The sequence below is a fragment of the Undibacterium sp. Di24W genome (assembly GCF_049340325.1).
Taxonomy (GTDB): domain Bacteria; phylum Pseudomonadota; class Gammaproteobacteria; order Burkholderiales; family Burkholderiaceae_D; genus Undibacterium.
In genome coordinates this window covers 513,897-526,464 of record NZ_JBMPOP010000004.1, presented here as the reverse complement: position 1 = coordinate 526,464, position 12,568 = coordinate 513,897, and the positions used below count along the sequence as shown (strand labels likewise).

The 12,568-nt window shown below is 44.3% G+C and carries 13 protein-coding genes; 8 read left to right on the top strand and 5 right to left on the bottom strand.

Features of this window, described 5'->3' with window-relative positions:
* Positions 1–26: 26 nt before the first annotated feature.
* On the bottom strand, positions 27–545 hold the full coding sequence (locus ACO0KZ_RS11490; protein WP_422995278.1) for a GNAT family N-acetyltransferase: 519 nt from the start codon (positions 543–545) through the stop codon (positions 27–29).
* A gap of 115 nt (positions 546–660) precedes the next feature.
* Here ACO0KZ_RS11490 and ACO0KZ_RS11485 point away from each other — a divergent pair, with 115 nt between their 5' ends.
* From ACO0KZ_RS11485 to ACO0KZ_RS11455, 7 genes are all read left to right on the top strand, one after another.
* Complete coding sequence (locus tag ACO0KZ_RS11485) at positions 661–1,650, top strand: fumarylacetoacetate hydrolase family protein (RefSeq protein ID WP_422995277.1); 990 nt, start codon at positions 661–663, stop codon at positions 1,648–1,650.
* A gap of 182 nt (positions 1,651–1,832) precedes the next feature.
* Entirely contained in the window at positions 1,833–2,774 is a 942-nt protein-coding gene (locus ACO0KZ_RS11480) for a CysB family HTH-type transcriptional regulator (RefSeq protein WP_422995276.1), read from the top strand.
* Positions 2,775–2,858: 84 nt separating this feature from the next.
* A complete protein-coding gene (locus tag ACO0KZ_RS11475) occupies positions 2,859–3,512 on the top strand; it encodes a class I SAM-dependent methyltransferase (RefSeq protein ID WP_422995275.1) in 654 nt (217 codons plus the stop codon).
* A gap of 20 nt (positions 3,513–3,532) precedes the next feature.
* Positions 3,533–3,829: an SCP2 sterol-binding domain-containing protein gene (locus ACO0KZ_RS11470; RefSeq protein WP_422995274.1), complete on the top strand. Its 297-nt coding sequence runs from the start codon at positions 3,533–3,535 to the stop codon at positions 3,827–3,829.
* Between the two features lie 23 nt (positions 3,830–3,852).
* Positions 3,853–4,143: a 2Fe-2S iron-sulfur cluster-binding protein gene (locus ACO0KZ_RS11465; RefSeq protein WP_422995273.1), complete on the top strand. Its 291-nt coding sequence runs from the start codon at positions 3,853–3,855 to the stop codon at positions 4,141–4,143.
* Between the two features lie 354 nt (positions 4,144–4,497).
* Positions 4,498–4,701 carry a cold-shock protein gene (locus ACO0KZ_RS11460; RefSeq protein WP_186889194.1) on the top strand — a complete coding sequence of 68 codons (204 nt, stop codon included), beginning with the start codon at positions 4,498–4,500 and terminating at the stop codon, positions 4,699–4,701.
* Between the two features lie 270 nt (positions 4,702–4,971).
* Positions 4,972–6,690, top strand: coding sequence for a methyl-accepting chemotaxis protein (locus ACO0KZ_RS11455; RefSeq protein ID WP_422995272.1), 1,719 nt, complete (start codon positions 4,972–4,974; stop codon positions 6,688–6,690).
* Between the two features lie 186 nt (positions 6,691–6,876).
* Here ACO0KZ_RS11455 and ACO0KZ_RS11450 read toward each other — a convergent pair whose 3' ends face one another.
* Both ACO0KZ_RS11450 and ACO0KZ_RS11445 read right to left on the bottom strand, forming a co-directional pair.
* Positions 6,877–8,541 (bottom strand): diguanylate cyclase, encoded by a 1,665-nt coding sequence (locus tag ACO0KZ_RS11450; protein ID WP_422995271.1) that lies wholly within the window; start codon positions 8,539–8,541, stop codon positions 6,877–6,879.
* Between the two features lie 55 nt (positions 8,542–8,596).
* Complete coding sequence (locus ACO0KZ_RS11445) at positions 8,597–9,244, bottom strand: response regulator (protein ID WP_422995270.1); 648 nt, start codon at positions 9,242–9,244, stop codon at positions 8,597–8,599.
* A gap of 196 nt (positions 9,245–9,440) precedes the next feature.
* On the opposite strand from ACO0KZ_RS11445, the gene greB reads away from it, so the two are divergent.
* The gene (greB, locus tag ACO0KZ_RS11440; protein ID WP_422995269.1) at positions 9,441–9,992 is read left to right on the top strand and encodes a transcription elongation factor GreB; all 552 of its coding nucleotides are present in this window, start codon (positions 9,441–9,443) and stop codon (positions 9,990–9,992) included.
* Between the two features lie 9 nt (positions 9,993–10,001).
* Here greB and ACO0KZ_RS11435 read toward each other — a convergent pair whose 3' ends face one another.
* Entirely contained in the window at positions 10,002–12,233 is a 2,232-nt protein-coding gene (locus ACO0KZ_RS11435) for a RelA/SpoT family protein (RefSeq protein WP_422995311.1), read from the bottom strand.
* 124 nt (positions 12,234–12,357) lie between these two features.
* Positions 12,358–12,561, bottom strand: a complete 204-nt coding sequence (rpoZ, locus tag ACO0KZ_RS11430; protein WP_186924105.1) for a DNA-directed RNA polymerase subunit omega — start codon at positions 12,559–12,561, stop codon at positions 12,358–12,360.
* Between the last annotated feature and the right edge of the window lie 7 nt (positions 12,562–12,568).

Here is a 12,568-nt window from a genome sequence, read left to right as displayed (position 1 = left end):
GTCTTTGTATATTTCTGGAGCATTTTTTAGTTTAAGGTCATGCTATAAAATTTAACCTCGCTTCCATCATTCCAGGGAATAGTCGCCGTTATTTGGAAACCCATTTTTAACAATAAATTTTCGGAGGCTGTATTGTGTAAGGAAGTAATTGCAACAAGTTTGTCTAGCCTAAGCGTGTTTTGTGCAAATTGAACCACTGCTTTTCCTGCTTCGAAAGCATATCCTTGGCCGGTGAATTCTGGCAGGTAAGCGTAACCGATATCGATGTTTTCAAGCTCTGGACGTTTCACCAAGCCGCATAAACCAATTGCTTGTTGATCAGATTTTAGCTCAACGAGATACAAGCTGAATCCCATTTTTTCTTGAACGTCTTGGTGCCCGGTTTGTATGGCTTTTATTGCGTCTTCGAGACTGCGTATGCCTTTGTCGCGGATATTGTGGATGAAGCTCGGATCATTGACAAGGCGCAAGTAAAACGCCGCGTCTTTATAATCCATGGTGCGTAGTTGCAAGCGAGGTGTGCTTAGTATGATTTGTGATGGCAATGCTACCTCCGGATTGAATTCGCTACTGTTTAGCAATTTATAAGGACGAAAAGGTACAATTTCGTTGGAGGTTATTTTATGACGTATCTCTCAATTAAAGAAATATAAAACGATTATGAAATTAGCGACACTTAAAGATGGTACTCGCGATGGACAGTTAATTGTGGTCTCGCGTGATTTGAAAACGGCCCAGATTGCAGACGGCATCGCGGCGACGCTACAGCACGCTTTGGATGATTGGAGCTTCATCGCACCGCAGCTTGATGAAGTATATGAACGTTTGAACGCTGGAAGAGGTATTAATAGTTTTGATTTTGAGCCACAAAATTGTATGGCACCATTGCCACGTGCCTACCAATGGGCGGACGGCTCATCGTATGTCAATCATGTGGAATTAGTGAGAAAAGCACGTAACGCTGAGATGCCTGAGAGTTTTTGGCATGATCCTTTGATGTACCAAGGCGGAAGTGATGACTTTATCGGCCCCATGGATGACATCGCTTTATTGTCAGAGGACTGGGGCATTGATTTTGAAAGTGAAATTGCGGTTGTGACTGGTGACGTCCCTATGGGGGTAAAGGTGCAACATGCTCAAGAACATATTCGTTTGCTAATGTTGGTGAATGACGTTTCTTTGCGCAATCTGATTCCATCCGAGTTGGCAAAAGGTTTTGGCTTTTTCCAGTCTAAACCTGCGTCAAGTTTCTCACCGGTGGCGATTACGCCCGATGAGCTAGGGGAGGCTTGGAAAGAGGGTAAAGTACATTTAGCACTGCGTTCGACTTGGAATGACACACTGGTTGGACAGCCGAATGCAGGCGTGGATATGGTGTTTTCTTTCCCACAATTGATTACGCATTTGTGTAAGACGAGGAACGCGCGCGCTGGCACCATCATAGGATCTGGCACAGTGTCGAATAAAGATCCGAAGAAAGGCTATAGCTGTATTGCGGAAAAACGTGCCTTAGAAATGATCGCCAATGGGGAAGCTAGTACCGAATTTATGAAATTTGGTGACAAGATTCGTATCGAAATGCTGGATAAAAACGGTAAATCGATTTTTGGTGCGATTGAACAAAGCGTGGTCGAATACAGTAAAAACTAAAGATTCGGGGGTTTTAGCGATGAATTTTGATTTTTTCTAGAAATTCATGGCCTGAGTCTATATACTGCTAGAGTTATATAAACTGAGTAAAGTTAATTTTTATCATATAAAGAAAATGGCACTTTACACCGATAAGTAGCTACATCGATAAAAAAGTTTTACTCTGACTCTAGGAAGCCTGCATGAATCTCCATCAATTGCGTTTTGTTCGCGAAGCGGTCAGACAGAATTTCAACCTTACAGAAGCGGCCAAAGCCTTATTCACTTCGCAACCTGGCGTTTCTAAAGCGATCATCGAACTTGAGGAGGAACTGGGTGTCGATATTTTTGCTCGTCACGGCAAACGTATCCGTGGTCTGACTGAGCCTGGTCGCGCTGTGTTGAAGTCTGTTGAAATGATCATGCAGGAAATTGATGGCTTAAAGCGCATCGGTAAAGAATTTGCGGCACAAGATAGTGGCAGCTTTACTATCGCTACCACGCACACGCAGGCACGCTATGCCTTGCCTAAAATCGTGCAGGCGTTCATGCAGAAGTATCCTAAAGTGCGTTTGTCCTTGCTGCAAGGTAGCCCGAAACAAATTGCAGAAATGGTGATGCGTGACCAGGCAGATATTGCGATTGCGACTGAGGCGATTACCAGTATTGATGGCTTGGTGTCGATGCCTTGTTATCAGTGGGAGCATGTGGTGGTGGTCGCGCCAGATCATCCTTTGTTGAAATTGAAAGGGATCACGCTGGAAGATATTGCCCGTTATCCCTTAATTACTTACGACGCTGCATTTGCTGGTCGCAGCAAAATCGATCATGCTTTTGAAGTGCGTCAATTAAAGCCTGATGTGTTACTGGAAGCGATTGATGCTGACGTCATTAAGACTTATGTCGAGTTGGGAATGGGTGTTGGCATTATCGCGGGGATGGCGTTTGATGCCGAGCGTGATGTGAATTTACGCGCAATCCCCGTAGGTCAGTTGTTCGGCATGAATGTGTCGCGTGTTGCGGTAAGGCAGGGCGCTTACTTACGTACCTATATGTACACTTTCATCGAAATGCTTTCGCCGACCATGAATCGTAAATTAATTGATCAGGTGATGCAGGGCGGTAAAGATAGTTACGATTTGTGATTTGATGTCGTCTAAATCGACGATAGGTAAAAATTTAGAAATGAAGATTTCAGGAGAACTGGAATCAAAATAAGAAAGAATGAAATGAAGCGTGAAGCACTAGCTGATTATTATGCGCAATGCGCTGAGACTTTTGATGAGAAATATCAAGAGCCTGATTTAGAGGAAGATGCTTATGCGGCAGCGGAGCATATTAGCGAAGCGCTGGCGAATCATGACGTGCTGGAGTTGGGTTGTGGCTCTGGTTACTGGACACAACATTTTGCTGATGCCGCAAAGTCGATATTGGCGACTGATGTTAATGAAGCTATGCTGGATCTTGCGCAAGATCATGATTATCCAGATGGAAAAGTGGAATTTGCAATTGCCGATTGGCATAACCTCAAATTACCTGAGGGTAGAAAATTTACTGCGTGTTTTGCAGGGGGGATGTGGTCACATATACGCCGCGATGAATACAATTCCGCTATGGCAAATATACGCAAAGCCATCGGGTCTGGTGGTTTTTTGGTATTGATTGATGACAATGTTGTCGAAGACTTTACGCGCCCGACAGCTCGAACTGATAGTGATGGTAATACTTACCAGATTCGCGAGCTACCAGATGGTAGTCGTGTGGAAGTCATAAAAAACTTTCCGACTGATAGTTATTTGAAAAAGAAATTTGCCGCAATAGCACGCGATATTCGTGTCAGCCGTAATGAATTTTTTTGGATGCTGACCTGCGTTTTAAAATAAACTTTGATAAGTAGATGAAGATGGACTTACAAACTTGTACAGGAAAGATTCGCGATAAATTAGGTCAAAACAGCAGTCTGAATGCGACCTTGAAATTCGATTGTGGTGTTGATGGTTTTATCTTTGTTAATGCTTTGCTCAACCCACATGTAGTCGATAATCGGGATAGAGAAGCAAGCTGTACTGTAAGCCTGTCACTGGCAGATTTGGGCGCTTTATTGGCAGGGCAACTTAATCCTATCAGCGGTTTTATGAGCGGCAAGCTGAAACTTGCTGGCGACATGAGTATCGCTATGCGTTTGCAGAAAGTCGTTTAAACCTTATCGAAATTTCTCGTTGTATGCAAAACGCAGTATTCAAAATCTATCTCCCTAAGTACGAAAAAACCTTTCTCTGTAGCGCTAATGAAACCTTGCTTGCCGCTGCTTTGAAACAAGGTTTAGTGCTGGCCAACTCATGCCGAAATGGGACATGTAGAATTTGCTTGTGTCAGCTGAAAAGCGGCAGTATTGAATACACAGTCGAATGGCCTGGTTTGAGTTTTGACGAGAAATCTGAAGGAAGTATTCTCCCATGCGTTGCTAAGCCTTTAAGCGATTTGACTTTAGATAGTCTAATTCTGAGTAGGTAACTGTAGTCTTATGTAAATTTTGCGATCGCTTCGCACAGCCCTAGGGTTTGCGCGCCATTTTTGGGTGCATACACATGGCACCGGTTAAGCTATAAATATTGAAGAGAGTTTGGAAGTGGCTTTAGATCAATAAAGAATTCCATAGTTTATTGATAATAAATTTGCCAATAAAATGCCAAAATGCAACGAATTTATGAGCTTTCAATTTAAAATTTACTTTATTAAGAAATTATGCGTATAATCGTGCCCATCGTTGAGATTCTAGGTAGCAGTGCAGTATCAGTCTGTCATTTCTTGCTTGGTTGAAACGATCTATCGGGCACATGCCCACATTAACTGAAATAGGAAATTGTAATGGCAACAGGTATTGTAAAATGGTTCAATGATTCTAAAGGTTTTGGTTTCATTACACCTGACGAAGGCGGCGAAGATTTGTTCGCACATTTCTCAGCAATCGTATCAGCAGGCTTCAAATCTTTGAAAGAAAACCAACGCGTTTCTTTCGACGTGACAACTGGCCCAAAAGGCAAACAAGCATCTAACATCCAAGCTATCTAATTTGATAGTTTTGATGGCTTGAAAAGTCGCTAAAAAAACCCAGCCTTTGGTTGGGTTTTTTTTCGTCTTTTTTTTGTCTGCTAAAGCTTCCTTTGTTGCTCAATGGATATTTTTTTCGGCAGTTTATTGAATTTACCTTCACGAGCGCACTAAAGATAACTATACTTTGATAAAGGTAAATCATTCTTGATTTCCGGCAACAGCGTAGCGTATAGCCCGTACAAAATTTTTAATTTCTTATTGTCGTAAGCTCAGTCTAAGGAAAATTTTATGCTCAATTTGACGATCAAGTTTCGCTTAATTGCAACTATGCTAGTGATGGCAATTATGTTGACCATAGGCGGTGCTATGGGTATTTGGGGCGTGCGAAATAGCAATAATGCGATTAATGAGCTCTATACCAATCAATTACCCTCTCTGAATTCTTTGGGAAAGACTGAGGTCGCTTTGTTGCGAGCGCGCACGGCTATTGATCGCTCGATCGCCCATCCTGAAGATGCTAAAAATGCCGACAATCTGAAACGTGTCGAGGACTTTTTGTCGAAGGCAAACGAGGCTTGGAAGACTTATCAGGCGCTTCCTGCAGACCAAGATGAAAAAAGGCTTGCGAGTGAGGTCGCTGCGGCGAGAGAAAAGTTTTTAAGTGATGCATTTCAACCAATGTTAGTGGCAATTAAGGCTGGCAACAAGGAAGAGGCAGACCGACTTAACATGACGGTTGTCCCACCGCTGTTTTCAGCTTACTCCGATAAACTGGGTACCCTAGTTGAATTTCAGTCAAAAACAGCAACTGCACTTCTTAATGAAAAGCAGGCCGATTATAAAACTTTTTTTTGGCTGGATATCGTAGGTGTTGCCGCTGGTTTGATTGCAGTCTTTTTTTCAGCTTATTATTTGCTTCTCGCGATTTCTCGACCACTCAACATTATGCTGGAGGAGTTTGAGGCAATCGGTAATGGCGATTTGTCGAATCAAATTAAAGCGCACTCCAACGATGAAATGGGCCAGTTACTGACCGGACTAGAAAACATGCGTCAGAATTTGGTGCAAACTGTCACCACCGTACGTCAAGGTAGCTCCTCTATTGCGGTCTCTTCAGGAGAAATTGCAACGGGTAATATGGATCTGTCTGCTAGAACAGAAAATCAGGCAGCAAGCCTAGAAGAAACTGCGTCCTCGATGGAGGAGTTGACCTCGACAGTTCAGCAAAATGCAGACAATGCTCGTCAGGCGAATACGCTGGCCTTGAAAGCTTCAGGTGTTGCAACTAAGGGCGGTCAGGTGGTTGGTGATGTTGTACACACCATGAATTCAATTAAAGATAGCTCTAAGAAAATTGTCGACATTATTGGTGTGATTGATGGGATCGCTTTTCAAACGAATATTCTGGCGTTGAATGCGGCAGTAGAAGCGGCACGTGCTGGTGAGCAAGGGCGTGGATTCGCTGTAGTTGCTTCTGAAGTTCGTAGCTTGGCACAACGTTCTGCAAGTGCTGCTAAAGAAATTAAAGAGCTGATCAATGATTCCGTCAATAAAGTCGATACTGGCTCACGCTTGGTCGATGATGCAGGACAAACCATGGATGAAATTGTTGTGTCGATTAAAGGCGTTGCGGATATTATGGCTGAAATCACTGCCGCCAGCGTTGAGCAGAGTGATGGTATTGCGCAGGTCAACATCGCAATTTCGAAAATGGATGAAGCGGTTCAGCAAAATGCTGCACTGGTCGAAGAGGCGGCCGCTGCTGCTGGTAGTATGCAAGATCAGGCGAATAATTTGAATCAGGCCGTCAGTATTTTTAAACTCAGTGGTGACGATAAATCAAAGCAGTACACCTCTTCTCCAGTGGCAGTGAGTTCACCCAAGCCCGCCGCCGCACGCAAGCCCGCGGCCAAGAAAGTGACAGTAAAATCCTTGGCAAATGATAGTTCAAGCCCATCGAAGGCTAGCAAGCCCGCGGCAACAGACCAAGACTGGGAAGAGTTTTAATACTCACTTTGCTTGAAGTAGTTAAATGCATTCAAGCGAATGATGCCTCCAAGAATTGAACAGCTATTGTTGGAGGCGCAATGGATATTGAGGAAATACTAGCGCTTTTTTTTTGCCCATAATAGCGCGCTGGCTTGAAGATTTGCTACGTTATTCCTTATTTCGAAGTGGCTTTAGTGGTGCCAGTTACTTTGCAACAATCACACGATTTTTCCCCGTTTTCTTAGCCTCATACATTGCTTTATCCGCGCGTTTGATAACAGAATCTTGCGCCTCGTGCGGTGTACGCAGAGCGACGCCTGCACTAAAGGTAATGAATAAACGTTGATCGTTCGCGGTAAAAAAATGCGTGGTTAATTCGCGCTGTACTCGCGTCATGGCTTTTGCAGCTTCGTCTAAGCTCGTTTCTGGCATGACGATTAAAAATTCTTCGCCGCCGTAGCGTGCAATCGCATCAATAGAGCGCAGAGTTTGTTTTACGATTCTGACGACATGGATTAGTGCTTCATCTCCAGCCGCATGGCCATGGGTATCGTTGAGTTTTTTGAAATTGTCCAGGTCTAGCATTGCCGCACACAAAGAAGTGCCGCGCCGATCTGCGCGATCCGCTTCGCGCTCAAAAATGTCATCAAGGCCGCGACGATTGAGGCTGCCGGTGAGTTGGTCTTCACGTACTAGTTCACTCAGTTGTGCAAGCTTATCTTCTAATTCTTTGATGCGGATTTCAGCTTCTTTAACTTCTTTTTGTGCAGCCATCATGATCTGTTGTGAACGACTGGCTTCGGATTGTATTGTTTGGGTCTCGCTCAAAATTTCGATAATGATTTTTTCTACTTCGGCGGTATTTTTGGTGTGACTGATTTCTTTTGAGTAACCACTGATTTTCTCTTGATAATTGGTGGTCGTACTAGTCATCACATCAAGGCGGTCGATGAACGCCGCCATCATATTTTTGACTGAGGTTTTGGATTCTGCCAAGCTGTGCTTGAGCGCACCTTGCTTGTAAATTACGTCTTTTAGACTGCGAGTGGCTTCTTGCAATGCACGATGATCGATTGGCCCTGCTATCAGGTTTTGTACCACCTCAATTTGTCCGCGCAACCAGTTATCGTCATCTAATAATTCTCTGACATTTTCTAATAGTAGGGCAAATAGACGTAATAAGAGTTCTTGTTGTTCGGCGGTGTCGCCACTTTTTAATTCAATCTGAAAGCATAACTGTTTGAGCCTGGCACTGATACCATTGAGTTCTGCTTCGTTGTTCGCTAGTTTAACTGCACCAGCGATGGCTTCTGACTCTGCCGCAAGAGCTGGATTTGGTTTGAGTAGAGAAGTAACTGCCATACTCAACGTTCGGAAAAGCAGATCTTTGAGCACATTTTCGCGGGGGTTTTCTTCTGGCACATCATCAACCAGAGAAATTCGTTTCGGCAGCGCATTGACTGCGGCAGGTAGCTGCGCAATTGGGTCAACTAAGTTATTGTTGGGTTTTGTGTTGACCTTGCTGGCTAATTCGTTCAAACCTTTGGCGTAATCTTCCCAATCTTTTCCTTTTAGCGCGCGTGCAAAGCGATGGCCATAATTGGACAAATCACCACTAGATTTTTGTAAAGATTTGGCGAAAGTGCTGAGCAGACTCTCTGCTTCGCTCGGCATCAAATCGTCGATTGAGCGTGGTGGTGGGATCTCTACTTTGACGGACTCTGTGTCGTCCACACCTGAGATTTCGACATACAACTTCCGATAGGCGTCGGGAGTTGGTGCAATACGATCTACCGCCAGGCGCTTAAAAGTCTCACGAGCAATGTCGGTCGGTGTTTTTGGCGTGGTGTTGTTTGACTTTTCTGACATGACACTCTTTCGACGAGATGCTGCTAAGTTTGCGAGCCCAGTGTAGCGGAATATTTTATTCTACCAGTTCGTTCTTAATCGCATAATGCGTTAGTTCCGCATTGTGGCGTAATCTCATCTTTATCAAGATGCGAGAACGATATTCGCTAATGGTTTTAACGGATAAAGACAGCTCTTTGGCAATATCACTAACACTTTTACCTGATGCGATCATCATCATGGTTTGATATTCCCGGTCAGAGAGCAGTTTGTGGGGTTCGTTAGCATGTTCGTTATTTAGATTATTTGCCATCTCTTGTGCCAACTCCGGACTGATGAATTTGAGGCCTGAGGAGACTTGCTGTATCGCTAAAAGTAGTTCTGTTGCCGAACAGTGTTTGTTGAGAAACCCAGACGCGCCAGCTTTTAAGGCACGTATCGCATACTGATCTTCTCTGTGAGATGAGAAAACAATTATCCCAATATAGGGGAATTCTCGCTTAATTTGTTTAATGACATCCATGCCATTTCTATCATTAAGCGCGATTTCTATCAGCATAATGGTGACGTCGATCTGGCGCGCTAGGCGTATTGCATCTTGGCCATTAACAACTTCACCAACGATGGCGATATCTTCGTTGTCTCGAATAAAGTAGCGTATGCCGGCACGTACAACAGAATGTGGATCAACGATCAGCAATTTAATGCGGGCATTCTCGGTCATGCAAAAATCTTTCCTGGCTATGAGGTATCACTTAGGTATATCTGGGCATTATTGCATGATGCATCAAGGAAATAAAGCGCATTGAAAGGCCATTTATTTTTATTTGGGGAAGTTCAATTGCAGAACAAGGTAGAATCGACGCTGCGACGATCTGTTAAGTTTGCAGAGAAATAACAATGAATTGGAAAGCGATTTCGTGAGTAAAGCATTTGTAAAAGAAACCGATCATGACGATGAGGAAGAATTTGGTGCACCACCAATTCCTCCCGGTGTAAAGAATTATCTGACACCGGAAGGGCACCATCGTATGAAGACCGAGCTCTTAAATCTAATTGATAATGAGCGACCTGAAGTGGTGAAAATCGTTTCTTGGGCTGCCTCAAATGGCGATCGTTCGGAGAATGGTGACTATATTTATGGTAAGCGACGCTTGCGTGAAATTGATCGTCGTATCCGTTTTTTGACGAAACGTTTAGACTTGGCTGAGATCGTAGATCCGACCGTGCATTTTGGTTCTGATCAAGTGTTTTTTGGCGCGATAGTTGAATATGAAAATCAGGATGGCGATGTCACCAGCATACGTATCGTCGGGGTAGATGAGTTTGATCCATTAAATGGAAAAATCAGCTGGATTGCGCCAGTTGCTCGTGCCTTGACTAAAGCGAGGGTAGGGGATACGGTCAGTTTAAAGACGCCGCATGGTGTCGACGAGTTGACGATACTCGATGTGCAATATCCGCAAAGCTAGACTCAGCGGCTATGACGTATATTCGCGATGAATCTTGCTGACACCATTGAGGTGTTTTACATTACGAATAATGCGCGCTAGGTGAACGCGACCATCGACTTGAATCGTGAAATGAATCTTGGTCATGTCTTTTGACTCTCCATCTTCCATATTCACGTGACTAATATTCGCGTCAGCTTCGCCAATTTCTGCTGCAATGCGCGCTAAGGCGCCACGTTCATTATTGACGATGACCGAGATGCGGCAATCGAAACGGCGATTGAGATCTTCACCCCACGTGACGTCGATCCAGCGATCTGGTTCTTTGACTTGCATGCGCTTGGCATTGGTGCAGTCGCTGCTATGGACAACCAATCCTTGGTCCCGCTTTAACTGTCCAACAATGCTATCACCTGGAATAGGTAAACAGCAGGGTGATAATTGTACAGAAACACCTTCGCTGCCATAAATGATTACGGGATCAGGCTTGTTATGCTTCTCATCTCCAATGTGTTGGAATGGGATAGATGGTGAATCGTTTTCAACCAAGTCTAGAATGTGACGTGCAACGAGCGCAGCCATGCGCTTACCGATACCAATATCGGTATGAAGTTCTTCGAGAGTGTTTGCACTCGATTCGTTGAGTAATTTGTCGACCAAAGATTCCGGTAAATCAGGATTCAAATGCAGGGAAACCAGTGCTTGAGCTAGCAATTGTTTGCCTAGTTCAGTTGATTCATTCAGATTTATAGTGCGTAAATAATGACGAATCGCGGATCGAGCTTTGCCTGTGCGCACATAGGTTAACCAATTTGGCGTAGGGCGTGAATTTGGTGAGGTGATAATCTCAACGATGTCACCATTCTTTAACTCTGTTCGCAACGGTACCGGCTCATTATTGATTCTGGTGGCAATCGCTTGGTCACCAATATCAGTGTGAATATTGTAAGCAAAATCAAGTGCGGTTGCACCGCGAGGCAGGGCAAAAATCTTTGATTTTGGGGTAAATACGTAAACTGAATCTGGGAATAGATCGACCTTAACATGTTCCAAAAACTCAGCAGAGTCGCCTGTTTGTTTTTGGATGTCGAGCAGGGATTGTAGCCATGCATGCGTACGTTGTTGCAAGTCGGTCAGGCTACCTTCTTCATTCTTATATAGCCAATGCGCAGCGACCCCAGACTCTGCAACTCTATGCATTTCTTGCGTACGAATCTGAAACTCAACCGGCGTGCCGTAAGGGCCAATCAATGTCGTGTGCAGTGACTGATAGCCGTTTGATTTGGGAATGGCAATATAGTCCTTGAACTTACCTGGCATAGGTTTATACAAGGCGTGCAAAGTGCCAAGCGCAAAATAACTATTCTGAAAATTGTCGACGACGATGCGGAAACCGTATATATCTAATACCTGAGAAAAACTCAATTGCTTATCGCGCATTTTGCAGTAAATGCCATACAAGGTCTTTTCGCGACCATCGACTTGTGCTTCTAACCCAGCTTCCGCCAACGTGGTTTTGACGGACGCCATAATTTTGTTGACCACTTCGCGACGGTTGCCGCGCGCCGCTTTAATCGCTTTCGACAAGGTTCGATAGCGTAAAGGATAAATGTGGGCGAAGGATAAATCCTGTAATTCACGATAGATATTATTTAGGCCAAGTCTGTGCGCAATCGGCACATAGACTTCCATCGTTTCGCTAGCGATGCGCCTTTGTTTTTCAGGTGACATCACACCTAGAGTGCGCATATTGTGCAAGCGGTCCGCTAGCTTTACTAGGATCACGCGGACATCTCGTGCCATTGCCAGCAACATCTTGCGGAAATTTTCCGCTTGAGCTTCAATATGGCTTTGAAATTCGATTTTTTCTAATTTAGAAAGTCCATCTACCAGTGCAGCAACGGGTGCACCAAAACGTTGAATTAGTTCTTCTTTTTTGACGTCTTGATCTTCCATCACATCATGCAGCAAAGCTGCCATAATGGCTTGTACGTCCAGCTTCCATTCTGCGCAAATCTCAGCAACGGCGATTGGGTGGGAAATGTAAGGTTCGCCCGATTTACGTACCTGTCCCAAATGCATTTCGTCTGAAAAACGATAGGCCTCTTTGACTTGTTTTAAGTCAACAGGTGATAGATATTCGGAGAGACGGTTGGTTAGTGCAGTGATCGACGCTACGGCATTTGCTTGCGGTGGAATAGTCGAATGCGTTTCAGATTTGAATTTGTTGCGCGTATTTTTTGCAGGCGATTTTTCAGACATCTGCAACGAAGCTGCAGAAGCAGCTGCAACTGCGGCATCGGAGTTGGCTGGGGTGAGCGATTTGTCGTCTTGCAAATTCATACTTGGTTCCCAGCCGTTTCACGTTAGTCGCGCGATTCAGAAATTAGAATGGGACTTTTTTCAGCATTTCAATGCCGATTTTGCCTTCCGCGATTTCACGTAACGCGACCACAGTAGGTTTGTTTTTTGCTTCAACTTTTGGCGTGTGACCTTGCAGCAACTGACGTGCGCGATAGGTTGCACATAAAGTTAATTGAAAACGATTTGGAATCTGTTTCAAAGAGTCTTCAACGGTAATGCGTGCCATATTATTT

What these genes read in the sequence shown, in the direction of transcription:
- ACO0KZ_RS11475 (WP_422995275.1), top strand. Translation starts at nt 2,859, where the DNA reads ATGAAGCGTGAAGCACTAGCTGATTATTATGCGCAATGCGCTGAGACT.
- ACO0KZ_RS11450 (WP_422995271.1), bottom strand. Translation starts at nt 8,541, where the DNA reads ATGTCAGAAAAGTCAAACAACACCACGCCAAAAACACCGACCGACATT.
- ACO0KZ_RS11470 (WP_422995274.1), top strand. Translation starts at nt 3,533, where the DNA reads ATGGACTTACAAACTTGTACAGGAAAGATTCGCGATAAATTAGGTCAA.
- ACO0KZ_RS11485 (WP_422995277.1), top strand. Translation starts at nt 661, where the DNA reads ATGAAATTAGCGACACTTAAAGATGGTACTCGCGATGGACAGTTAATT.
- ACO0KZ_RS11435 (WP_422995311.1), bottom strand. Translation starts at nt 12,233, where the DNA reads ATGTCTGAAAAATCGCCTGCAAAAAATACGCGCAACAAATTCAAATCT.
- ACO0KZ_RS11455 (WP_422995272.1), top strand. Translation starts at nt 4,972, where the DNA reads ATGCTCAATTTGACGATCAAGTTTCGCTTAATTGCAACTATGCTAGTG.
- ACO0KZ_RS11480 (WP_422995276.1), top strand. Translation starts at nt 1,833, where the DNA reads ATGAATCTCCATCAATTGCGTTTTGTTCGCGAAGCGGTCAGACAGAAT.
- ACO0KZ_RS11465 (WP_422995273.1), top strand. Translation starts at nt 3,853, where the DNA reads ATGCAAAACGCAGTATTCAAAATCTATCTCCCTAAGTACGAAAAAACC.
- ACO0KZ_RS11460 (WP_186889194.1), top strand. Translation starts at nt 4,498, where the DNA reads ATGGCAACAGGTATTGTAAAATGGTTCAATGATTCTAAAGGTTTTGGT.
- rpoZ (WP_186924105.1), bottom strand. Translation starts at nt 12,561, where the DNA reads ATGGCACGCATTACCGTTGAAGACTCTTTGAAACAGATTCCAAATCGT.
- ACO0KZ_RS11445 (WP_422995270.1), bottom strand. Translation starts at nt 9,244, where the DNA reads ATGACCGAGAATGCCCGCATTAAATTGCTGATCGTTGATCCACATTCT.